Consider the following 23,555-nt stretch of genomic DNA (forward strand, 5'->3'; position numbering starts at 1 on the left):
CTGATTACTTAGCGCTACGGCGATAGTTTTCAATCAATGCGATAAAGTGGTCAAACAACGGCGCGGCATCGTGGGGCCCCGGACTGGCCTCTGGGTGTCCCTGGAAGCTAAAGGCCGGGCGGTCGGTACGATGAATACCTTGTAGCGAGCCATCGAACAGCGACTTATGCGTCGCACGCAGCGTGGCCGGTAGCGTCGCCTCATCGACGGCGAAGCCGTGATTCTGCGCCGTAATCATCACCCGATCATGATCCAGATCCTTCACCGGATGGTTACCCCCGTGATGGCCGAATTTCATTTTCACCGTCTGAGCGCCACTGGCCAACGCCAGCAACTGATGCCCCAGACAGATGCCGAACAGCGGGATCTCACCGCGTAGGAAGGTGGCGATCGCCTCAATGGCATACTCGCACGGCGCCGGATCACCGGGGCCGTTGGAGAGAAAAATACCATCCGGGTTGAGGTCCAGCACCGCTTGTGCCGAGGTCTGTGCCGGAACGACCGTCAAACGGCAGCCGCGATCCACCAGCATGCGCAGGATGTTACGCTTGACGCCAAAGTCATAGGCCACCACATGATAGGGCAACTCGCTTACGTCGCGTGCGGCCGGTAAACCCTCACTCAAGGTCCAACTCCCCTGACGCCACTCATAGGGCTGGGGGGTGGTGACCTCTTTAGCTAAGTCCATCCCCTTCAGGCCGGGGAAGGCACGCGCCTTCTCCAGCGCCAAGGTAGCATCCGGCTCACATCCCGGCTCAGCAGTGATGATGCAACCGTTCTGAGCCCCCTTCTCGCGTAGTAGGCGCGTCAACTTACGCGTATCGATATCGGCGATGGCGACTACCTGATGGCGACGCAGATAGTCGGAGAGCGTCTCCTGGCTGCGGAAGTTACTGGCGATCAGCGGTAAGTCACGCACGATCAATCCCTGCGCATGGACGGCGGAGGACTCTTCATCGGCGGAGTTAGTGCCGACATTGCCAATATGGGGATAGGTGAGGGTAACGATCTGACGAGAATAGGAGGGGTCGGTGAGAATTTCTTGGTAGCCGGTCATCGAGGTATTGAAGACCACTTCCCCCACGGCCGATCCATCTGCCCCGATCGACCTGCCGTGAAACTGGGTCCCGTCTTCCAGAACCAAAAGCGCTGACTTAATCAAAACACCCTCCAAAGGAATATCCAGTCACAATGATTGCATATTAATTCAGATATCATCGACTGAATCAATGGCAAACTTACTCACTGCGGCGAATTTCTGACAAATTGCGCGCATTCTAATGACGCGCCCGGCCATTGTCCAGATGAAAGGGGGATTTTTTTGTATTTTTTACGCTGCTTGATGTGTTTTTTAACTCAAATGTCCAAAAACACATTTATTAGGGAAGTAGAAAACGGTTGCCAGAGACACATATTAAAGGCAATAGCGTCATGATGCGTTTTTTCAGTGAAAAAATCAAGAAGGAAGCCGTTTACCTAGGGATAAAAAACGGAAAAACGAAACAATCGGCAAGGATGAGAGTAAAAACAAAAATCGCGACCAACAAAACAAAAATGCGCTGAAAATAATTATTTTTCAACGCATTAACCATCACAAGAACACAACAAACAGTGTCGCTCAACGCGATTTACAGGCTATCTAATGCTAAAACATCACACATATCATATAAACCCACCGGCTGCCGAGCGACCCACAACGCCGCACGCAGAGCACCGCTGGCAAAAGTCATCCGACTAGACGCCTTATGCGTGATCTCTAGGCGCTCACCGATATCGGCGAATATCGCGCAATGCTCACCGACGATATCGCCAGCACGTAAGGTGGCAAAACCGATGCTACCGGGAACACGCTCACCAGTATGTCCTTGGCGACTATACACCGCACAGCTGGCAAGACTACGGCCCAAACTGGCAGCGATCGTCTCTCCCATGGCCAACGCCGTCCCCGAAGGCGCGTCGACTTTATGGCGATGATGCGCCTCCACGATCTCAATATCGCAATAGTCCCCCATCACCTTGCTCGCCTTCTCTAGCAGACGTAGCATCACATTGACGCCAACGCTAAAATTAGCAGCGAAGACGATGGCGATCTCATGCGCCGCGGCATGGATCGCCGCCTTCTCATCCTCACTGAAGCCCGTGGTGCCGATCACCATCGCCTTACCTTGCTGCTGGCAGAAGGCCAAATGCGCCAAGGTGGCCTCCGGACGGGTAAAATCGATCAAGACATCGAACCGATCGACGACACGCGCCAGGTCAGTTTCGACCGGCACCCCTAGCGTGCCGCAGCCCGCTAACTCACCCGCGTCGCAGCCGAGCAGGCTCGACCCCTCTCGCTCCAAGGCAGCACCTAATGTCACGCCCGGCATCGCCTGCGCCGCCGCGATCAGTTGGCGCCCCATACGACCGCCGGCTCCCGCCACGGCCACCCGAATCTGTTCTGCCATCTTCAATATCCCTCATGGTTATCTCGCGCATCACGCTATTGGGATGGTTACATACCGGATCGCGTGGCGCTAACGCTCTCTTGCAGGTTAGCGACACTCAGCCCCCTGAGCCAGTGAAAATCAGCCATCATTAGAAAATTCACTCACCGCTATCCCGTTCCCCATCATACGGGGAATAGCCAAAATCAATACGCATAATTATGCAAATCATACACGATGGCAATCTATGATAACGCTATCACTTTGAGAGAAAAACTATCAAAAATGCCCCCTTATCCTCTCAAAGTGATATGTAGCCAGTTTTTTCCTGCATTACGACGGCATAATTTCCTGGGTATATCTCGATCCGACTCACAGTTATGAGGATATTCCTCCTACTATCAATGAGTCTGGCGCGTATCTTGCTGCCTTGGACTATCCCCCAGGCTTATTTCCCCACAGGAGAACACTATGTCTTTAGGATCACCGCTACGGCGGGTTGATGCCGAAGCCAAGGTCACCGGACAGGCACGTTATACCGATGATATGATGATGCCCGGCATGCTCCACGCCTGTTATGTTCGCAGCCGCATCGCCCACGGTAAGGTCAGCGCCATTGATACCCGCGAGGCGGCGGCGATGCCGGGCGTCGAGGCGATCTTCACCTGTTATGACGTCCCACAAACGCCTTTCCCCACCGCCGGACACGCCTGGTCACTGGATCCGGCGAAACACGATGTCGCCGATCGTCACCTGCTTACTGATCATGTGCGTCACTTCGGCGATGGCGTGGCCATCGTGGTGGCGCGCGATGCGTTGAGTGCCGAGCGTGCCGCGGCGCGGGTGCAAGTCAGCTACGAGGCGTTGCCGGTGATTACCCGGCCACAGGCCGCCTTGGCGGATGACGCGCCAGCGATCCACCCTAACGGCAACCTCCTGCGTCACAGCGAGATCGATGCGGGCGAGCCGGATGCCCGTATCGCCGCCGCCGATCTGCAACTAGAAGGACACTACGAGACCCCGGTAGTACAACACTGCCACATGGAAGGGGTCACCTGTTACGCCTATATGGAGCAACCCGGCCATGTGGTTATCGTCTCCAGTACTCAGATCCCGCAGATCGTGCGCCGTACCGTCGCCCAGGCTCTCAGTCTGCCCTGGTCGCATGTCCGGGTGATCAAGCCCTACATCGGCGGTGGCTTCGGTAATAAGCAGGATGTGCTAGAAGAGCCGATGGCCGCCTTCCTGACGCTGCGTCTCGGCGGCAAGCCGGTGAAGGTCAGCCTGAGTCGTGAAGAGTGTTTCGTTGCGACCCGGACACGCCACGCCTTCAGCATCGATGCACGTCTGGGTATGCAGCGCGATGGCGTATTACAGGGGTATCGACTCAATGTGCTGTCCAACACCGGTGCCTATGCCTCGCACGGCCACTCCATCGCCTCTGCCGGTGCCAATAAGATCAGCTACCTCTACCCACGTAGTGCTTTCGGTTATTGCGCCGACACGGTATACACCAACCTCCCCGCCGCCGGAGCGATGCGTGGCTATGGCGCCCCACAGGTCGATTTCGCCCTGGAGTGCCTGATGGACGATGCCGCCGCCAACCTGGGATTAGATCCGTTAGAGGTCCGGCTGCGTAACGTCGCCCGCCAAGGCGATCGTAACCCCGTCAACGGTAAGACGATCTACAGCGCCGGGCTAAGCGAGTGTCTTGAGAAGGGGCGAGCCCTATTCGAATGGGATCAACGCCGTGCCGCATGCCTGGCTCAAGATCCCGATGCGCGCCTACGGCGTGGCATTGGCGTCGCCTGTTTCAGTTACGGCTCCAATACCTACCCGGTCGGAGTCGAGATCGCAGGGGCCCGCATGTTGCTGAATCAAGACGGTACGGTCAACTTGCAGATCGGCGCCACCGAGATTGGCCAGGGCTCCGACACGGTCTTCGCTCAAATGGCGGCAGAAACCCTGGGTATCCCGTTTAAACACATCCGGGTGATCTCGACCCAAGATACCGATATCACCGCCTTTGACCCCGGCGCCTTCGCGTCACGGCAGAGTTATGTCGCGGCCCCCGCCATCCGCCAGGCAGCCGAGCAGCTACGTCAGAAGATCCTGGCGCACGCCGCATTGCTCAGTCATCAACCCGAGTGGGGACTGACCCTACGTGACGGCAACGTCGTGATGGCGATGCAACCGGAGCAGGTGCTGATGAGCGTCGCCGACGTATCGATGCAGGCCTACTATCACCAAGAGATCGGTGCTCAAATCTTGGCGGAGGTCTCCCACAAGACCACCACCAACCCACCCGCCTTCGGGTGTACCTTCGTCGATCTCAGCGTCGACGTCGACCTATGCCAGGTCACCATCAATCGTATCCTGAATCTGCATGACTCTGGGCGCATCCTCAATCCACAACTGGCCGAGGGACAGGTCCATGGTGGGATGGGGATGGGGATCGGTTGGGCGCTGTTCGAGGAGATGATCATCGACGAGCGTAGTGGCGTCGTCCGTAACCCCAATCTGCTCGATTACAAGTTCCCTACCTGTGTCGATCTGCCGGATCTGGAGTGCGCCTTCGTCGAGACCTACGAGCCGCAGTCGGCCTATGGCCATAAGGCGTTGGGCGAACCCCCGATCATCTCGCCGGGGCCGGCGATCCGCAACGCGATCCGCATGGCGACCGGCGTCGCGATCAACGCGTTGCCGATCACCCCGAAAACGCTGTATCGCGAGTTTGTACAGGCCGGACTGATCAGGGAGTAATGCTTCATGTATGATATTCAACGCTATCTCCGCGCCACCAGCGCGCGCCACGCCAGCGAGTTGATGCTGGCCAACCCGGACAGCCGTCTGTTAGCCGGCGGCACCGATGTGCTGATCCAGCTGCATCACCACAATGCCCACTATGCCCACATTGTCGACATCCACGGCTTGGCCGAGCTCTGCGGTATCAGTGAGCTGGAGGATGGCACCCTGCGTATCGGCTCCGGCACAACCTTTACTCAAATCATCGAACACCCGCTAATCCAGGCACGGCTGCCGATGTTAGCCGAGGCCGCCGCCACCATCGCCGGGCCACAGATCCGTAACGTTGCCACCTACGGCGGTAACATCTGTAATGGCGCCACCAGCGCCGACTCCGCCGCCCCTAGCGTGGCGCTTAAGGCTCAACTGGAGATCCTCACGCCCAACGGCGTCATCCTACGCCCGATCGATGGCTTCCATACCGGTCCAGGCAAGGTCGCCTTGACGCCGGGTGAGATCTTACTGGCCTTCCACTTCCATCCCGCCGATCACCGCGACTGCGGCAGCGCCTACATCAAGTACGCCATGCGTGGCGCCATGGATATCGCCACCATCGGTTGCGCGGCGCTATGCCGCATCGAGGCTGGACGCTTCAGCGAGCTACGCCTGGCCTATGGCGTCGCAGCGCCGACACCGATCCGCTGCCCACAAGCCGAGGCGTGTGCCATCGGCCAACCACTGAGCCGCCAGACCCTGGCGGCGGTAAGCGAGGCCGTCGCGGGCGATGTTTCGCCGCGTTCATCCTGGCGTGCCGAAAAGGAATTCCGTTTACACCTGATCCGTACCTTGGCGCAGCGGGCCATCACCCTGGCCGTTCAGCGTGCGGGAGGAGAGATTGTATGAATGTCAAAGAGTGGGTTGAGATCAGCTGTCAGATTAACGGCAAATGCTATCAGTTCTGCGTCTCGCCAGCCATGTCGCTACTGGAGTTGCTGCGTGAACACGGCTTGACCAGCGTCAAACAGGGCTGCTGCGTCGGCGAGTGTGGCGCCTGTAGCGTCCTGATCGATGGGGTGGCGACCGATAGCTGCCTCTATCTGGCGTTGTGGGCCGACGGCAAACAGATCGTCACCGCCGAAGGATTAGGTAAACCGGAGGGGCTGTCGCCGGTACAACAAGCCTATGTTGACGCCGGCGCGGTCCAGTGTGGTTTCTGTACCCCAGGGTTAGTGGTGGCGACCCATGCCCTATTAGCCAAGCCACGTAACCGCCCACTGACCCATGAGGAGATCCGTCGCAGCCTCTCCGGCAACCTGTGCCGCTGCACCGGCTATCAAGCCATCGTGCGTGCCGTTGACGCCTGCCAGCAGGCGACGGACGAATCCTCATCTTAACCCGCCTACACCTCCCGCGCGGCCACTCGCCTGCGCGGGAGACACGCCACACCGTTCGCCCCCCAATCCCGGCGAGAGACTGGTGGATCTTCACACAACGACTATGCTCAAGACGCGAGGGTGACAAACCCTAGCCCTATCACATAATCCATGGGAGACCGTGTATGTTTGCCAAAAAAGCACTGCTATGTTTGCTGATCGCGGGTGGGTTGAGCATGAGCGCGCAGGCGATGACACTCACCAGCCCGACGGTTGAGAATGGTCAGTCGTTGCAAAATGCCCAGATCTTTAACGGTTGGGGATGCAGCGGAAAGAACCTCTCACCCGCCTTAAGCTGGAGCGATATCCCCGCAGGCACCAAGAGTTTCGCCGTCACCATGTATGATCCCGACGCCCCCACGGGCAGCGGATGGTGGCACTGGGTGATGATCGATATTCCGGCCTCAACCCATAGCCTGGCGTTGAACGTCGGCGAGAAGGGCAGCAAGGATCTTCCTAAGGGGGCCATCCAGCTGCGTAACGACTTCGGCTATAACGGATTCGGCGGAGCCTGCCCGCCGCCGGGCGCCAAGCCGCATAACTACCAGATCACCGTGTATGCGCTGAATGTGGCAAAACTCGACATCCCAGCCCATGCCTCTCCCGCCTATGCCGGCTACTTTATTCTGCAACACAAGATCGGTGAAGCGCGCCTGACCGCGCCGACCAATATGCGTTAACGCGGGAGGCGCAGCGCTAAACGTGCCCGCGCCTTACCGGAGGCGTGCGAAAACCGCCGCCGGCAAGGCGTGGGTAAGCGATAAAAAAAACGGGGTGCCCAGGCACCCCGCTCTGATACGGATCCGAACGCGTATCGTCAGTCGACCTGTTGTGTCTCGATACGTAGCTCACGCGGGACTTCGAAGACAATATTCTCCTCGCGCCCCAGCATCTCCTGCGTCACGCCGCCCCCTAACGCCTGAAGACGCGCGATAACCTCGCGGACTAACACGTCAGGGGCCGAGGCACCCGCCGTCACGCCGACGCAGGCGACACCGCTCAGCCACGCCTCATCGATGTCTGCCGCGCTGTCGATCAGGTAGGCGGGTTTACCCGCCCGACGGGCCAGTTCGGCCAACCGATTAGAGTTGGAGGAGTTCTTCGAGCCGACCACCAGCACCACATCCGCCTGCTCGGCCAGCGAGCGCACCGCCTCTTGGCGGTTGGTGGTGGCATAGCAAATGTCATCCTTACGTGGCCCGATGATCGCCGGGAAACGAGCGCGCAGGGCATCGATCACCGCCGAGGTATCGTCAACCGACAACGTCGTCTGGGTCATAAAGCAGAGATTACGCTCATCCTTGACCTGCAAGCGCCAGACATCCTCCGGCGCCTCGACCAGATACATCCCCCCTTGCGGATTGCTGTACTGCCCCATCGTGCCCTCGACCTCCGGATGGCCGGCATGACCGATCAGGATGGCCTCGGTGCCGCGCCGGCTGGCACGCGCGACCTCCATGTGTACCTTGGTCACCAGCGGACAAGTGGCGTCGAACAGCATGGTTAGATTCCGCGCCTTAGCTTCGGCACGCACCGCCTGAGAGACGCCATGCGCAGAGAAGATCAAGATCGCGCCATCGGGCACCTCGCTGATCTCCTCGATAAACACCGCGCCACGCTCACGCAGGCTATTGACCACGAAGCGGTTATGTACCACCTCGTGCCGCACATAGATCGGGGCGCCGTAAATCGACAACGCCCGCTCCACGATGCTAATCGCCCGGTCCACGCCGGCACAAAAGCCGCGTGGATTAGCCAGCAGGATGTTCATGATTCACCTCTTGCACGGGATCGCGCTCCAACACCTCGATGTCGAAGGTCACCGGTATCCCCGCCAGCGGATGGTTAAAATCGACGGTGACCGACTCGCCGGTCACTTCGCGCACCAATCCCGGCATCTGAGCCCCATCGGCGGCGGTAAACAGGATCACCGCCCCTGCCTGCGGCTCGCCACTGTCGCGGAACTGCCCCAAGGGGAAAAACTGCACCAGATCATCGCTACGCTCGCCGAAAGCATCGGCCGGCGCTAACGTGAAGCAACGGCGATCGCCCGCGACACAAGAGGCGAGCTCGCTCTCCAACGCCGGAGATAGACTCCCATCACCGAAGCGGAATAACGCCGGCTGGCCGCGTTCACGCGACGACTCCGCCAGCGATCCATCCTCCAGCGTCAGCGTAAAGTGCACCAGGAGTGCACGCGGTGCTTGTTGCATCACGATTTTTCCTTGTTGCGCGCCGGCAGAAAGCCTTCCAACACCACCAATGCCGCGCCGATACAGATGGCGGTATCGGCCAGGTTAAAGGTGGCGAAGTGCCAGTTACCGACATAGAAATCGATCATATCGACCACGAAGCCGTGCCATAAACGATCGAACAGGTTTCCCAAGGCGCCACCGATGATCAGCGCATAGGCGATATTGTTCAGGCGATCGCTCGCCGCGTTACGGTACATCATCGCCAATAGTGCCAGGCAAATGGCGATGGCGATGGCGGCAAAGAACCAACGTTGCCAACCGCCGCTATCCGCCAAGAAACTAAACGCCGCGCCGTAGTTACGTGCGTAGTGCAGGTTGAGTGACGGGAACAGCGGCAGGGTTTCCCCCAGCATAAAATGCTGGAGGATAAGCTGCTTACTGCCCAAATCCACAATCAGCACCGCGACGACGACCCACAGCCAACGCAGTCCGGTTGAGAGAAGAGGCCGACGCATCATGCAAACTTACGCTCTTCGCCCTGGCCTGCCACATTCGTGACACAACGCGGGCATAGCTGCGGATGGGCGGCATCCTCACCGATGGCATCAGAGTAGTGCCAGCAACGCGGGCACTTACTGCCAGCCGCCTTGCTCAACCCCACCTTCAGCCCGGCCAGATCACTGGCCACGGCATCAGCAGAAGCCTGCGCCAACGGCTGTACGCGTGCCGCCGAGGTGATCAGCACGAAGCGTAGTTCGTCCTGCAGACTATCCAGCTGCGTCGCCAGCGCCTCATCGGCATACAGGGTGATCGCCGCCTCCAGCGAGCCACCGACTTTCTTGTCGTTACGCGCCTGCTCGATGACCTTGTTGACTTCGCCGCGCACCTTCAGCAGCTCAGCCCAGAAAGCGTCGTTCATCGGCTCTGCGGCATCCAGACCAAACAGCCCCTGGTACCACTCCTCGGTAAACACGAACTGTGCACGCTCACCCGGCAGATAGCCCCAGATCTCGTCGGCGGTGAAGGAGAGGATCGGCGCCATCCAACGCACCAGCGCCTCGGCAATATGGTACAGCGCGGTCTGGCAGCTACGACGTGCCACCGAATCAGACTTGGCGGTGTACTGGCGATCCTTGATGATATCCAGATAGAAGGAGCCCATCTCGACGGAGCAGAACTGCATCAGACGCTGCACGACTTCGTGGAAGTCATAGTTTTCATAGGCGGCGATGATCTCGTCCTGCGCCTGCTTGGCGCAACCGACCGCCCAGCGATCCAGAACCACCATCTCTTCCGGCTTCACCATGTCTTTACGCGGGTCGAAACCGTTCAGGTTGGCCAGCAGGAAGCGCGCAGTATTGCGGATGCGACGATAGGCGTCGGCGGAGCGTTTGAGGATCTCATCGGAAACCGCCATCTCGCCGGTGTAATCGGTCGATGCGACCCACAGACGCAGAATATCGCCCCCCAACTTGTTCATCACCTGCTGCGGGCTGACCACGTTGCCGACCGACTTGGACATCTTGCGCCCCTGGCCGTCGACGGTGAAACCGTGCGTCAAGACCTGACGGTAAGGTGCCTTACCCTTCATCGCCACGGCGATCATCAACGAAGACATGAACCAACCACGGTGCTGGTCGGAGCCTTCCAGGTACATATCCGGGCTGTGTCCACCAAACTCCGGACGAGCGTCCACCACCGAGTAACTGGTCGAGCCAGAGTCAAACCAGACATCCAGCGTATCCGGCACCTTCTCGTACTGATCGGCCTCGTCGCCCAACAGCTCACGAATATCCAGATCCCACCAGGCCTGAATACCCGACTGCTCGACACGCTGAGCGACCGCTTCCATCAACTCCGTCGTGCGCGGATGCAACTCTTGCGTCTCTTTGTGCACCAGCATCGCCATCGGCACACCCCAGGTCCGCTGACGCGAGATACACCAATCGGGACGGTTGGCGACCATCGATTCGATGCGCGCCTTGCCCCACGCCGGGATCCAACCACTCAGGTTGTTCTGCTCCAGCCCCTGCTGTTCAATACGATCGATCTCGGCCAATGACTGGCGACGCAGCCCCTGGCGATCCATGCTGATAAACCACTGCGGCGTGGCGCGGAAGATGATCGGTGTCTTATGACGCCAGCAGCACGGGTAGCTATGCGTCAACTTCTCGACGTGCAGTAACGCCCCGCTACGCTGTAGCATCGCCACTACCACGTCGTTGGCCTTGAAGACGAACAGCCCGTCCAGCTCGGGATGCGTGCCCGGCAGATAGCAGCCGTTGCTGCCGACCGGATTCGCGATCTCCAAGCCGTATTTCTGGCCGACCACATAGTCATCCGGGCCATGGCCCGGCGCGGTGTGTACGGCACCGGTACCGGCATCCAGGGTGACATGATCGCCCATGATGATCGGCACATCGAACGCCATGAAGGGATGCTGGAAGCGCAGCAGCTCCAGATCAGCACCTTTGCAACTGCCCAACACCTGCCAGTGGGTGATACCGGCGCGCTTCATCACGCTCTCAACCAACTCGGCGGCCAGGATCAGGCATTCACCGTCGATCTGCACCAGCTGATACTCCAGCTCCGGATGCAAGGCCACGGCGCGGTTAGCCGGCAGGGCCCACGGCGTCGTGGTCCAGATGACCACATTTACCGGGCCATCGACCTGTTGCACACCGAATTTCTCTAATACCAACGCCTTATCCACGGCGCTGAAGCGCACATCGATGGAGGGCGATACTTTGTCGTAATACTCGACTTCGGCTTCCGCCAGCGAGGAGGCGCAATCCGGACACCAGTGCACCGGTTTTGCCCCTTTCATCAGGTGGCCGTTATCCACGATGCGCGCCAAGGCACGGATAATATTGGCCTCGGTACCATAGTCCATGGTCAGGTAAGGATGCTCCCAGTCGCCCAGCACCCCAAGACGGATAAAGTCCGCCTTCTGCCCGGCCACCTGTTCGGCGGCATAGGCGCGGCACTGCTCACGGAACTCGGCGGCGCTGTATTTCTCGCCAGGCTTGCCGATCAGTTGTTCGACCTTCAGTTCGATCGGCAAACCATGGCAATCCCAACCCGGGATGTAGGGGGAGTCATAACCGGAAAGCCCCTTGGACTTGATAATAATATCTTTCAGAATCTTGTTGACTGAGTGACCGATATGAATGCTGCCGTTCGCATACGGAGGGCCATCATGCAGAATGAAGCTTTTCTTGCCTTGCTTAGCATTACGGATCATCCCGTACAGATCCTGCTCATACCAGTGTTGCAGCATGCCAGGTTCGCGCTTGGCCAGATCGCCGCGCATCGGGAACCCTGTTTCCGGCAAATTCAGGGTATTCTTGTAGTCACTCATCTTCGATTTCGGTTCCGTTTTCGGCTATTGGGATTGAGCCATCAGGCTCTGGACCGGTGTTGTCAGCCCAAAAAACTTACGGGCAGCCACCACATCTTGGGCGATTTGTCGCTTGAGTGCATCAAGCGAATCAAAACGCTGTTCATTGCGCAGTTTTGCGCGGAGCACCACATCAATGTGGCGCCCATAGAGATCCATTGTCACATCGAGCAGATGAACCTCTAATTGCTGGCGTATGCCAGCGACAGTCGGACGGGTTCCGATATTAGCCACGCCGGGCAGCGGCGTGGGACCCAGTCCATAAACATCGACAGCGTAAACCCCCTTCACCGGTGCGACCAACCGTTTCAACGGCAGATTGGCGGTGGGGAAACCAATCGTTCGCCCCAAGGCATCGCCATGCACCACCCGACCGGCGATGCGGTAAGGGTGGCCCAGTAGGGTTTCCGCCAATGTCAGATCATCATGGCGCAAGGCCTGACGCACGGCGGTACTGCTAACACGCAGATCGCCGACACAGAAACTGAGACTGTTGGCGACGGTGAATCCATACGTTCTCCCCGCCGCCTGCAACAGGCGATAATCGCCTTCACGCCCCGCGCCGAAGCGAAAATCATCGCCAATCATCAGAAACTTCACGCCGAGGCGATCGACCAGTAGGTGTTTCACAAAATAATGAGCCGAATGGGCGGCGAACTGGCGGTCGAAACGCACGCACAGCACGGCATCTACCCCGGCGTCGGCCAGGTAACGACACTTATCGCGCAGGCGGGTCAGTCGAGCCGGCGCATTCTGTGGCGCAAACATCTCTAACGGCTGCGGTTCGAAGATCATCACCATCACCGGCAGCCCCAGACGCTCGCCCTCCTGACGCAATCGCGCCAATAAAGCCCGGTGCCCTTGATGCACGCCGTCGAAGTTACCGATGGTCAGCACGCAGCCACGATGCCGCGCGCGCAGGTTATGAATGCCGCGAATTAGCTCCATATCAGGCTCAAAACAGTGAAAATCGACGGATTATACCTTGTACAGCGACTAAGGTTAACCGGCGATTGTTAGGTGTTTAACGGGATAGAATCACCATACCGGAGTTAAGGCTACGATTAAATACATGAATGCGGCTTTTTCCCGCGACATCGCGCCTTAGCGCCCCCTTTTTTCTCCCTGAAATCGTATGCCGAACGACGCAATGGGAAAAATAGTGCGAAACGCTGTATTCCACACAACAAAGCTGGTAAAATTCGGCGCCATTGAAACGCACGGGTGTCGCCAGTATGTGCGGCGCTTATTTGCACAAATCCATTGACAAAAGAAGGCTGAAAGGGCATATTCCTCGGCCTTTGAATTGTCCTCTATAGAATATTTTGGGAGTTGGACCTTGGCTAATATCAAATCAGCTAAGAAACGCGCCGTTCAGTCTGAAAAGCGTCGCAAGCACAATGCTAGCCGTCGTTCCATGATGCGTACTTTCATCAAGAAAGTATACGCAGCTATCGCTACCGGCGACAAAGCAGCAGCGCAGGCTGCTTACAATGAAATGCAGCCGATCGTTGACCGTCAGGCAAGCAAAGGCCTGATCCACAAGAATAAAGCTGCACGTCATAAAGCTAATCTGACCGCTCAGATCAACGCAATGCAGTAATCTGCCTTACGTTGTAAGCGTGATAAAAAAACCGGCTTCGGCCGGTTTTTTTATTGCCTGCCTTCTGCGCATTAGCGACTAAACAGCGCGGAGAAGTCCTTGTTGCACACCCGTTGTACCGCCGGATGTTGGATCATGCGCTCGGCGAAGATCACGTAATACTCCTCCTGCACGTTATCGATGCGTCCGACCTCACGGATATTATCCTGCGCATTAGCGTACATATCCTGCGCATAGATCGACGGCGCCACGAAGATAGCGTCATGATACAGACCGAAGGCCTTCATCAACGCCGCATCGTCAAACTCCCCGAGGATCTGTACCTGTAGCCCCTGACTATTAAACCAGTTCAATAACTTACGGCCCAGCATCGAACGTCGTCCCGGGATCAGCAGCTTACGCTGCTCGAGGCAGGTCGGGAACGGCATCTCTGGCAACGGTTGACGGCAGAAGAAGCTGACACCACACTCACCCAACTTAACGGAGAACAGGCCTTCCTGCTGGCTAGAATCGACCGGGCAATCCGATAGGATCATATCCAGCTTATGCTGGCTCAACTGCTCCAATAGCAACTCATGCGTCGACTCAAAGCAACGCAGATGAATCTGCTCGTGGTCAGCCACCGCGGTCTCCAACACCTGACTCACCAGGCGTTTCGACAACGCATCCGCCACCCCGACATCGAACAACATGCTGGACTCTTTGCGGTAATTCACAATATCCAGCATCTCTTGGCTCAGCATGAACATCCGATCCGCATAGCGGAAGACCAACTGCCCCAACTCGGAAGGCACCAGACCACGCCCCTGGCGCTTGAACAGCTTACCACCAAGGCGCTCTTCCAATGCCTTAATCTGGCCAGTAATAGTCTGTGGCGTCAGGAACAGCGCTTCGGCGGCCCCGACCACCGACCCCTCTTTACACACCTGCCAGAAGTAATAGAGATGATTGAAATTTATATGTGACAAACGCACTGACGCGCTCTCCTAAATGAGTTGCCGCCCTAAACCGCCAGACGACTCGCCGCATGGCGGCAGCAAAGGTGTCTTAAGTCTAGCAATAACACTGGGTAATATGATGCCATCAATAAATTGCTAACCACACGTCATCACCTCCTATACGAGAGCGGGGTCGCAAAAGCGACCCCGCAGTTTAGACACAGCACCCTACTCGTACCGTCACGCGTTGACTTTCTGCGCCGGTAGAACGCGCCGTAGCAGCAGATAACCGACGATCGCCGCCAACGACGAGCCCAGCAGTATCCCTAGGCGCGAGAAGACCGCCAGGGTGGGGTCAGCATCACCGAAGGCCAACGAGGCGATGAAGATCGACATGGTGAAGCCGATACCGCACAGCACGCCAACCGCGATGATCTCCTTGAAGGTCGTCCCCTGCGGCAAGGTGGCCCACTTCATCTTCACCGCTAGCCAACAGAACAGGCTGATGCCCAATGGCTTACCGATAAATAGGCCCGCGATCACCCCGAGCGGCAGCAGCGAGAACAAGCCCGAGAGGGTCACCCCATCCAATGAGACACCGGCGTTAGCAAAGGCGAACAGCGGGAGGATCATGTAGGCAACCCAGGGATGCAACGCATGCTCCAAGGAACGTGCAGGCGACTTACCATTCTGCTCTTTCAGCGGAATAAAGAAGCCAATCACGACCCCGGCTAAGGTCGCATGTACCCCGGACTTCAACACCGCCGTCCACAGGATCACGCCCACCAGGATATAGAGTCCGACACGACGGACGTTAAACAGATTCAACAACGCCAATACCACGATCGCCGCACCAGCCACCGCCAGCGACAGGATAGACAGATCGCTGGTATAGAACAGTGCAATGATGATGATCGCGCCCAGGTCATCGATGATCGCCAAGGCTAACAGGAAGACCTTCAGCGCCAATGGGACGCGATTACCCAACAGTGCCAGTACCCCTAATGCAAAGGCGATATCGGTGGCCGCCGGGATGGCCCAGCCCGTACTGGCCACGGCATCCTGGCCGTTGAACAGCAGGTAGATCAGCGCCGGTACCACCATGCCGCCAAGGGCCGCGATCACCGGGAAGGCCGCCTGACGCGCGCTAGCCAACGAACCGCAGACCAACTCACGCTTCACCTCCAGGCCGATCATCAGGAAGAAGATCGCCATCAGGGCGTCATTGACCCACAACAACATATTTTTATTGATATGCAGGCTACCTACCCGCACCTCGACCGGCGTGTTAAGGAACGCCTGATAGACGTGGCTGGCCCACTCCGTGTTGGCTAAGATCATTGCCAACGCAGCGGCGATGATCAGAATGACCCCGCCAAAGGCATCACTGCCGACAAAACGTTGCAAACTCTTTATCATTGCACTCATCCAAGCAACTTAAACAAAAAAAACGCTTGTCGTAGAATACTCCCTCTCATAGCTCGAAAAAAGTAATTTATTTTTCGCATATAACTCGAAAAAAATGAAATATACTCATTAAAGGGACATCATTAGCGAATTGAATTCACGTCACTAAATAAAAAAATCCCCGTACGCGCGAGCCGTACGGGGAGGTATCATGCGACAACTGACTGATTTAACGAGTCAGATCGTCAAAAAATTTCTTCACGCCATCGAAGAAGCGCTTGGAGCGTGGGCTATTCTTATCGCTGGCCGGACCGCCGAAGCTCTCCTCCAACTCACGCAGCAGCTGCTTCTGCTTCTCGTTCAGGTTGACCGGCGTCTCGACGACCACACGGCACAGCAGATCACCCTGCGCACCGCCACGCACCGATTTCACCCCTTTACCCCGCATACGGAACATCTTACCGGTCTGGGTTTCGGCAGGGATCTTCAAATTGACGCGACCATCTAAGGTCGGCACTTCGATCTCCCCACCCAATGCCGCCATGGCGAAGTTGATCGGAACCTCACAGAACAGGTTATTGTCTTCTCGCTCGAAGATCGGATGCGCCTTCACCTGTACCTGTACATACAGGTCGCCGGCTGGTGCGCCGTTCTCCCCGGCCTCACCCTCGCCCGCCAGGCGAATACGGTCACCGGTATCAACCCCGGCCGGGATCTTGACCGACAGCGTCTTGGACTTTTCAATCCGACCGTGACCATGACACTTATTGCACGGATCTTTGATGATAGTGCCGCGACCATGGCAGTGCGGGCAAGGCTGCTGCACGGTAAAGAAGCCCTGACGCATCTGTACCTGGCCGGCCCCATGGCAGGTCGGGCAGGTGATCGGCTCACTCCCCTTTTTAGCCCCGCTGCCGTGGCAAACATCACATTCGACCAGCGTCGGAATACGAATCTCCTTGGTGACGCCGCGCACCGCCTCCTCCAAGGACAGATCCATGTTGTAACGTAGATCTGCGCCACGAGCCGCGCGCTGACGACGACCACCACCAAAGATATCGCCGAACACATCGCCGAAGATGTCGCTGAAATCAGCACCACCGCCGAAACCGCCGGCTCCACCGCCCATGCCACCCTGCTCGAACGCCGCATGACCGTACTGATCATAGGCTGCGCGCTTCTGCGCATCGGTCAGGATCTCATAAGCTTCTTTGATTTCCTTAAACTTATCCTCAGCCTCTTTATCCCCCTGATTACGATCCGGGTGATACTTCATGGCCAGGCGTTTATAGGCTTTCTTGATTTCGCGCTCATCCGCTTCACGGGATACGCCCAAAATCTCATAGTAGTCTTTCTTCGCCATCTCGGTTACTTTGCCCCTAACATAGAGGCACGGGCGTTGAGTTTCCTCGACGCCCGTGCCGGTGAATAACGGCGATAGCCACCGCCGTTACCATGCCCGCTTAAGGGCGATTATTTTTTGTCTTTCACTTCTTCGAACTCGGCATCGACCACGTCGTCATCTTTCTTGGCGCTGGTGTCTGCCTGCGCTTCGCCAGACTGAGCCTGCTGCTGCGCCAGTTCTTGCAACTTAGCAGATGCCTGAACCAGAGCCTGGATCTTAGCTTCGATCTCCGCCTTATCCTCGCCCTTGCTGGCCGCTTCCAATGCCTTCAAGGCATCTTCAATGGCGCTCTTATCGGAGGCCGGCAGCTTGTCACCTGCTTCTTCAACCAGCTTACGGGTACCATGTACCAGCTGATCGGCTTGGTTACGCACCTGTACCAATTCTTCGAACTTACGGTCGGCCTCAGCGTTAGCCTCGGCGTCACGAACCATCTGCTTGATCTCATCTTCGCTCAGACCAGAAGAAGCCTTGATGGTGATGTTCTGCTCGCGACCGCTATTCTTATCCTTAGCGGAAACATGCAGGATACCGTCGGCGTCGATATCGAAGGTAACTTCGATCTGCGGCATACCGCGCGGTGCCGGCTGGATACCATCCAGGTTAAACTGACCCAGAGACTTGTTATCCGCCGCACGTTTACGCTCACCCTGCAGCACATGAATGGTCACGGCAGACTGGTTGTCTTCAGCGGTAGAGAACACCTGGCTATGCTTGGTCGGGATAGTGGTGTTCTTCGAAATCAGAGCGGTCATTACCCCACCCATGGTTTCGATGCCCAGAGACAGCGGCGTAACGTCGAGCAACAGCACATCTTTCACATCACCGGCCAAGACACCACCCTGTACGGCAGCACCGATTGCAACGGCTTCGTCCGGGTTCACGTCTTTACGCGGTTCTTTACCGAAGAAATCGGCAACCTGTTTCTGCACCATCGGCATACGCGTCTGACCACCGACCAGAATCACGTCGTCGATGTCGGAAACAGACAGACCGGCATCCTTCAGGGCAACCTTCAGCGGCTCCATGGAGCGCGCGACCAGATCTTCAACCAAGGATTCCAGTTTGGCACGGGTCACCTTGATGTTCATGTGTTTCGGACCGGTAGCGTCTGCGGTGATATACGGCAGGTTCACATCGGTCTGCTGAGCGGAAGAGAGTTCGATCTTCGCCTTCTCTGCGGCTTCTTTCAGACGCTGCATCGCCAGCGGATCGTTACGCAGGTCGATACCCTGCTCTTTCTTAAACTCGTCAACCAGGTAGTTGATCAGACGGCTATCGAAGTCTTCCCCACCCAGGTGGGTATCCCCGTTGGTTGCCAGTACTTCAAAGGTCTTCTCACCATCGACATCATCGATTTCGATGATGGAGATATCGAAGGTACCGCCACCCAGGTCATAGACCGCGATGGTACGGTTGCCAGCACCCTTATCCAGACCATAGGCCAGTGCAGCTGCCGTCGGTTCGTTGATGATACGTTTTACATCCAACCCAGCGATACGACCGGCATCTTTGGTCGCCTGACGCTGCGCGTCGTTAAAATAGGCCGGGACGGTGATGACGGCTTCGGTAACCGGCTCACCCAGGAAATCTTCCGCCGTTTTCTTCATTTTCTTCAGTACTTCAGCCGAGATCTGCGGCGGTGCAATCTTCTGGCCTTTAACTTCTACCCACGCGTCACCGTTGTCGGCAGGCACGATCTTATAGGGCATGATGTCTTTATCGCGCTGTGCTTCGGCGTCTTCAAAACGACGGCCGATCAAACGTTTGATTGCAAACAGCGTATTCTGCGGGTTGGTGACCGCCTGGCGTTTGGCCGGCTGGCCTACCAGCACTTCGCCATCCTGCGTATAAGCGATGATAGAAGGTGTAGTACGGTCACCTTCGGCGTTTTCCAGCACGCGAGGCTGACCGCCATCCATGATGGCTACACAAGAGTTGGTTGTACCCAGGTCGATACCAATGATTTTACCCATCGAACGTCTCCACTAAAAATTCGGTTTTCAAGCTCGTTGTTACCTTAAGTGGGGGCGACTTTTCGCCTTTCAACCACCGTTCTCACTACATCTACCGAACAGGGTAACAACTTCGATGTTACTAAGATGGGGTCGCTCTGATGCGCATCAAGGGGGAGAGGGCAAAAAAAAATAGATTTTTTATTGGCAGAGATTGTTTCTTGTCCGATGCCTCTTTATTATGCCGCGCGCTCGAGAAAAGCGGCCGTTCTGGGCGGCTCGACGCACGTACCTACAGGCACTAGCCTGTTTCTACATTCTATTATTACAGAGGCTTTATGCACACCAAGGTGTTTTCATATACTACACACCCAGAAGAAGGAGGAGGAGGAGAAACGTATATGAAAGGTGCAACCCCTGTCATACCTGCATACCTATATGCAAGGGTCAGTTCATTAACTCAAACGAGTGATGGACATCATGGCATTGAACGACAAGTCGAAACGCTCACCCAGTGGCTAGAGCACGCAAACAGTTGTATAGATGAAGCATCACAAAGAGCGAATACACAGCTGCCACATATAGATGTGGAAAATGTAACGCAACTGACAGATCAAGGATATAGTGCTTACAAATCAGCCAATTTCGAGCATGGTAAGTTGGGCCTACTTTATCAACAGTGTGTTGAGGGGAGGCTAGGCTCCTGTTGGCTTATTGTAGAAAATATAGACCGCATCTCAAGAGCTACGGGTATAATTGCGATACATCGTATAAGCACTATGCTACTTAATGGAGTTAATATTTTTGAGATTGAGACTAATTCTTGTTTTTCTACACTTATAAATGATAGCTGCGTAGGACTCTCGATCAGTTTACAACGAGCGTTCCAAGAATCAGAACGAAAATCAATAATGTCAAAAAAATCATTCTATAGAAGAATTAAAGAATATCGTGAGTGTAAAAAACCATTAATAAACTCAAAAAAACATATACCAAGATGGATAGACATAGTTGATGGAGAGTATCAACCAAACGAATTAGCTAAAACTATCAACTTTATTTTTGAAATGTATAATGAAGGTCATGGAAATGCTGTTATAGTTCAACGCTTAAAAGAGCTTTCACTTAAAGATCATAATGAAACAAACTGGAATACAATTAAAATATCCCAGTTATTACGTGATGAGAGAGTTATTGGGGTATTAAAAAACAAAAATAAAAAAAACAAAGAAAACTATCACAAGATTGAAGGAATTTGGCCAAAGATAATCTCAGAAAATTTATTCAACTCGGTTCAAAGCAAGATAAATCGGCATCCAAGCAGCCATATTGACAGGACTACAAAAAAGCAACAAAACCTTTTTAATGGCATTATAAAATGTCTATTCTGTAATAAATCAATAGCCGCAATACCAAACGGGAAAGGCGTAGTATATTTACGTTGCACAACACACCGAAGCAAAGATGATGCTTGTAAACTTGGTTTATCTCTAAATGCTGACATTATAGACCCCGCAATTATAAATTTTATAAATGGAATAAACTGGGAGGAGGTATACTCAATATCCAATAAGGAAAAGTCTGATGTGGAAAAGTTAAGGCTTGAATATGTTAATCTTACGAATGAAATTTCAGAATTAATAAGTGAGATAAACGATGCCGATGATAGAATAATTATGCGATTAAGTAGGCTTCTAGGCAAGAAACAACAGCAACAATCTAAAATAGAGTCAAAAATCAACTCTATCAAAGTAAATTATAATATTAAAAATGTAGATATAAAAACAACTCAAAATATATTTAATAGAAAAAACATTAGCATCCGACAAAACCTTAACCTAGAACTAAAAAAAATAATAAAGACATTAAAACTTGGAAAATTAAGTGATACTTTTGCACTATGCGAATTAGAGTATTTTACAGATAAAATAAGCCATCTACTTATTATTAATTTAAAAAAATCAATAGTAACATCATGGGGTGTTTATCGGAAGCGTAATGATGATTCAATTTGGTTTGAATCTAACTTCATCACTTTCGAGGTAAACAATCCAACGAATACCGGCTGGCCAAAAGATATTATTGCTTTTAAAGAATCACTTAGTAGTTCAGATTTAGTATTATTCACTATTATGGAAAACACTATAATACGTGCGTATGAGCTAATTAATTAAAGTCTTACAGAAAAATGCCACAGAATTATTTTGTGGCATATAACACCCTGCCTTTATAAATGCTATAAACTTTCCCCTCACTACTATAGCTCGGCTCTACATAAGACTCATAAACTTATTGAGTTCAATTTGCTTTTGTAAATCGGTTAAGTCAGCATTTTTATACCCAAATAGCCATTTTCTAAAAACATCGAGCGATATCTTTTTATTGACAAATCTATTAATACGCCTACGCTGTGCAGGTGTTAACGGTTCAATCTTTTCATCAAAATAACTCAAACTAATATCAATAAATTCAGGTTCGGAAGCTAATGTTCTAGCTTGCTGCTCATCCATACAATACACAGTCATAATGTCGTTACTATCGAAATTACGGATTAACCCACGTTGAATAAACTGGTGCAATGTTTGTTGCTCTCTAGCCTGAATGAGATCACTTGCACTAATATTGTATAAGTCCATCATAGTTGATATTTCTTGTGGTGATGGTTTCATGCTGCATAACCAAACAGCTGTGCTGTAATGTTGAAGCGAATTAACCCCGCGTAGTTGTGGCTTGACGAAATTACCATTTAGTTTCACATTGTCATTACTGTTTTTTGTCCAGTAATATTCATCTTTTACATTATCATTTAAATACTGGATAATTTTTTTATAATCATCTCTATTTAACCTACGCCATGTATCATTATAGGTAGATCCTGGAATGAAATAATAAACTTTTACCCGCTGCTCAATAGGTATTTTCCTTTGTAAAAGATCGATTTCCATTTTATTAAAAGCCAGAGGGTTAGACTTAAACATCAGTGAATTTTCGAAATCATTCGCGATAAATGTAATATCTAGCTCTTTATATTTCTCGATATCTATAACACCGACTAGTGATAGCAACCTGGTTTTTTTAATATTACATTTTTCATAGAATGATTTATTACCATATATATGGTCCATGTTTTTGAATTTTTTAAGGGTGTTTTCATTAATCGCCCCATCTAAATCATCAATCACATCATTGATTGCCAACTCTGCATAATTTTTGTTTTCACTTACATCAACCACACTAAAAAGTTTTCTCGCTACATCTAATCTGTTTTCATCATTGAGAATTGATATCATATCGAATTGATGGAAATCAACACAGTCGTCAATGTAAATTTTAAATGTTTTTAGTGCTGCAATTGGCAATCGATAAAACACCTTATCCGTAATCAATGTTACTTTCGCGTGAGAATTATTTAGCATATACTCAACGCATGTATCGAATGCATTAGTATATTGTTCTGAGGTGATCACCTTATAAGTGCAAGTAATTTTCCCTATAGTCTCATGAATCAAATCTAAAGTATTTTGTATTAATAAGTAACGAGTAGACTCTTTATCATTATTTATTTTATTGATAATATGTCTTGTTTTCCCTGCTCCGCAAGGGGCTGAAATATATGAGATCATGTCATAACTCCTATTTGTGTGATAATATTACTCCTTGGTTTTATTTGTAGTTAATATTCTTGATATTGATGATTAAAGAATCATGGATCAAATAACTTATACCTACATATATATTATAGCACATTGTCAAATTTCGTTTCAGGAATAACACTTAATTCCTATAAATAAAAATGAAACGATTTTATTTTATATGCTAAGCCTAATCAGTAACTGACTCATACTTTTCACCTATTAGTTATTTTGGCTTTCTATAATCTAAAATAACTTTATTTCGAGTGTGTAACGAATATTACCTTAAAAGAAATACACTCATTATATATGTCCAAATCACCATCATTGGTCATATTTTAAACATAATATCCATTTTTCCTTATATCTATAAGGCTATACATGACTACTTGGCTGTTTTTTAAACACAAGACATA

General features: G+C 53.3%; 18 protein-coding genes. 6 read left to right on the forward strand and 12 right to left on the reverse strand.

Annotation, left to right across the window (positions count from 1 at the left end; all coding sequences use genetic code 11):
* Positions 1-4: 4 nt before the first annotated feature.
* Entirely contained in the window at positions 5-1,162 is a 1,158-nt protein-coding gene (carA, locus tag DCL27_RS13580; protein WP_005294819.1) for a glutamine-hydrolyzing carbamoyl-phosphate synthase small subunit, read from the reverse strand.
* Positions 1,163-1,628: 466 nt separating this feature from the next.
* Positions 1,629-2,447, reverse strand: coding sequence for a 4-hydroxy-tetrahydrodipicolinate reductase (dapB, locus tag DCL27_RS13585; RefSeq protein ID WP_005282506.1), 819 nt, complete (start codon positions 2,445-2,447; stop codon positions 1,629-1,631).
* 450 nt (positions 2,448-2,897) lie between these two features.
* On the opposite strand from dapB, the gene xdhA reads away from it, so the two are divergent.
* The 4 genes from xdhA to DCL27_RS13605 all read left to right on the forward strand — a co-directional run bounded on the left by xdhA (position 2,898) and on the right by DCL27_RS13605 (position 7,284).
* Entirely contained in the window at positions 2,898-5,189 is a 2,292-nt protein-coding gene (gene xdhA, locus DCL27_RS13590) for a xanthine dehydrogenase molybdenum-binding subunit XdhA (RefSeq protein ID WP_035596088.1), read from the forward strand.
* Positions 5,190-5,195: 6 nt separating this feature from the next.
* Positions 5,196-6,074 (forward strand): xanthine dehydrogenase FAD-binding subunit XdhB, encoded by an 879-nt coding sequence (gene xdhB / locus DCL27_RS13595; protein ID WP_005282495.1) that lies wholly within the window; start codon positions 5,196-5,198, stop codon positions 6,072-6,074.
* On the forward strand, positions 6,071-6,565 hold the full coding sequence (xdhC, locus tag DCL27_RS13600) for a xanthine dehydrogenase iron sulfur-binding subunit XdhC (RefSeq protein ID WP_035596091.1): 495 nt from the start codon (positions 6,071-6,073) through the stop codon (positions 6,563-6,565). The genes xdhB and xdhC overlap by 4 nt, the downstream gene beginning before the upstream one ends.
* A gap of 164 nt (positions 6,566-6,729) precedes the next feature.
* The gene (locus DCL27_RS13605) at positions 6,730-7,284 is read left to right on the forward strand and encodes a YbhB/YbcL family Raf kinase inhibitor-like protein (protein WP_035596094.1); all 555 of its coding nucleotides are present in this window, start codon (positions 6,730-6,732) and stop codon (positions 7,282-7,284) included.
* A 137-nt stretch (positions 7,285-7,421) separates the two neighbouring features.
* Here the strand turns inward: DCL27_RS13605 and ispH are convergent, their stop codons facing one another.
* Genes ispH through ribF form a run of 5 tightly spaced genes read right to left on the reverse strand, consistent with a single transcriptional unit; the run spans position 7,422 to position 13,147 of the window.
* On the reverse strand, positions 7,422-8,375 hold the full coding sequence (gene ispH / locus DCL27_RS13610) for a 4-hydroxy-3-methylbut-2-enyl diphosphate reductase (RefSeq protein ID WP_005282487.1): 954 nt from the start codon (positions 8,373-8,375) through the stop codon (positions 7,422-7,424).
* Entirely contained in the window at positions 8,356-8,817 is a 462-nt protein-coding gene (gene fkpB / locus DCL27_RS13615) for an FKBP-type peptidyl-prolyl cis-trans isomerase (RefSeq protein ID WP_005282484.1), read from the reverse strand. The genes ispH and fkpB overlap by 20 nt, the downstream gene beginning before the upstream one ends.
* Positions 8,817-9,314, reverse strand: coding sequence for a signal peptidase II (lspA, locus tag DCL27_RS13620; RefSeq protein WP_035594766.1), 498 nt, complete (start codon positions 9,312-9,314; stop codon positions 8,817-8,819). The genes fkpB and lspA overlap by 1 nt, the downstream gene beginning before the upstream one ends.
* A complete protein-coding gene (ileS, locus tag DCL27_RS13625; protein WP_228594438.1) occupies positions 9,314-12,160 on the reverse strand; it encodes an isoleucine--tRNA ligase in 2,847 nt (948 codons plus the stop codon). Before ileS ends, lspA begins: the two co-directional genes overlap by 1 nt.
* 24 nt (positions 12,161-12,184) lie before the next feature.
* Positions 12,185-13,147, reverse strand: a complete 963-nt coding sequence (gene ribF / locus DCL27_RS13630) for a bifunctional riboflavin kinase/FAD synthetase (RefSeq protein WP_005282475.1) — start codon at positions 13,145-13,147, stop codon at positions 12,185-12,187.
* 391 nt (positions 13,148-13,538) lie between these two features.
* Here ribF and rpsT point away from each other — a divergent pair, with 391 nt between their 5' ends.
* Complete coding sequence (rpsT, locus tag DCL27_RS13635; RefSeq protein WP_005294808.1) at positions 13,539-13,802, forward strand: 30S ribosomal protein S20; 264 nt, start codon at positions 13,539-13,541, stop codon at positions 13,800-13,802.
* A 71-nt stretch (positions 13,803-13,873) separates the two neighbouring features.
* On the opposite strand, the gene nhaR is transcribed toward rpsT, so the two are convergent.
* The 4 genes from nhaR to dnaK form a co-directional block, all read right to left on the reverse strand.
* Entirely contained in the window at positions 13,874-14,776 is a 903-nt protein-coding gene (gene nhaR / locus DCL27_RS13640) for a transcriptional activator NhaR (protein ID WP_005294807.1), read from the reverse strand.
* A gap of 204 nt (positions 14,777-14,980) precedes the next feature.
* Positions 14,981-16,156, reverse strand: a complete 1,176-nt coding sequence (nhaA, locus tag DCL27_RS13645) for a Na+/H+ antiporter NhaA (RefSeq protein WP_228594502.1) — start codon at positions 16,154-16,156, stop codon at positions 14,981-14,983.
* 220 nt (positions 16,157-16,376) lie between these two features.
* On the reverse strand, positions 16,377-17,510 hold the full coding sequence (gene dnaJ, locus DCL27_RS13650; RefSeq protein ID WP_035596100.1) for a molecular chaperone DnaJ: 1,134 nt from the start codon (positions 17,508-17,510) through the stop codon (positions 16,377-16,379).
* A gap of 110 nt (positions 17,511-17,620) precedes the next feature.
* Positions 17,621-19,528: a molecular chaperone DnaK gene (gene dnaK, locus DCL27_RS13655; RefSeq protein ID WP_005282457.1), complete on the reverse strand. Its 1,908-nt coding sequence runs from the start codon at positions 19,526-19,528 to the stop codon at positions 17,621-17,623.
* Between the two features lie 380 nt (positions 19,529-19,908).
* On the opposite strand from dnaK, the gene DCL27_RS13660 reads away from it, so the two are divergent.
* Entirely contained in the window at positions 19,909-21,681 is a 1,773-nt protein-coding gene (locus DCL27_RS13660) for a recombinase family protein (protein WP_170114857.1), read from the forward strand.
* Between the two features lie 96 nt (positions 21,682-21,777).
* On the opposite strand, the gene DCL27_RS13665 is transcribed toward DCL27_RS13660, so the two are convergent.
* Positions 21,778-23,130, reverse strand: a complete 1,353-nt coding sequence (locus DCL27_RS13665; RefSeq protein WP_109691483.1) for a hypothetical protein — start codon at positions 23,128-23,130, stop codon at positions 21,778-21,780.
* Positions 23,131-23,555 lie beyond the last annotated feature (425 nt).

Source organism: Edwardsiella tarda ATCC 15947 = NBRC 105688 (genome assembly GCF_003113495.2).
GTDB lineage: Bacteria > Pseudomonadota > Gammaproteobacteria > Enterobacterales > Enterobacteriaceae > Edwardsiella > Edwardsiella tarda.

Bases quoted from the DNA above. Each gene is read 5' to 3' on its own strand.
- dapB (WP_005282506.1), bottom strand. From the start codon at position 2,447: ATGGCAGAACAGATTCGGGTGGCCGTGGCGGGAGCCGGCGGTCGTATG.
- xdhA (WP_035596088.1), top strand. From the start codon at position 2,898: ATGTCTTTAGGATCACCGCTACGGCGGGTTGATGCCGAAGCCAAGGTC.
- xdhB (WP_005282495.1), top strand. From the start codon at position 5,196: ATGTATGATATTCAACGCTATCTCCGCGCCACCAGCGCGCGCCACGCC.
- xdhC (WP_035596091.1), top strand. From the start codon at position 6,071: ATGAATGTCAAAGAGTGGGTTGAGATCAGCTGTCAGATTAACGGCAAA.
- DCL27_RS13605 (WP_035596094.1), top strand. From the start codon at position 6,730: ATGTTTGCCAAAAAAGCACTGCTATGTTTGCTGATCGCGGGTGGGTTG.
- ispH (WP_005282487.1), bottom strand. From the start codon at position 8,375: ATGAACATCCTGCTGGCTAATCCACGCGGCTTTTGTGCCGGCGTGGAC.
- fkpB (WP_005282484.1), bottom strand. From the start codon at position 8,817: ATGCAACAAGCACCGCGTGCACTCCTGGTGCACTTTACGCTGACGCTG.
- lspA (WP_035594766.1), bottom strand. From the start codon at position 9,314: ATGCGTCGGCCTCTTCTCTCAACCGGACTGCGTTGGCTGTGGGTCGTC.
- ileS (WP_228594438.1), bottom strand. From the start codon at position 12,160: ATGAGTGACTACAAGAATACCCTGAATTTGCCGGAAACAGGGTTCCCG.
- ribF (WP_005282475.1), bottom strand. From the start codon at position 13,147: ATGGAGCTAATTCGCGGCATTCATAACCTGCGCGCGCGGCATCGTGGC.
- dnaJ (WP_035596100.1), bottom strand. From the start codon at position 17,510: ATGGCGAAGAAAGACTACTATGAGATTTTGGGCGTATCCCGTGAAGCG.
- dnaK (WP_005282457.1), bottom strand. From the start codon at position 19,528: ATGGGTAAAATCATTGGTATCGACCTGGGTACAACCAACTCTTGTGTA.
- DCL27_RS13660 (WP_170114857.1), top strand. From the start codon at position 19,909: ATGAAAGGTGCAACCCCTGTCATACCTGCATACCTATATGCAAGGGTC.
- DCL27_RS13665 (WP_109691483.1), bottom strand. From the start codon at position 23,130: ATGATCTCATATATTTCAGCCCCTTGCGGAGCAGGGAAAACAAGACAT.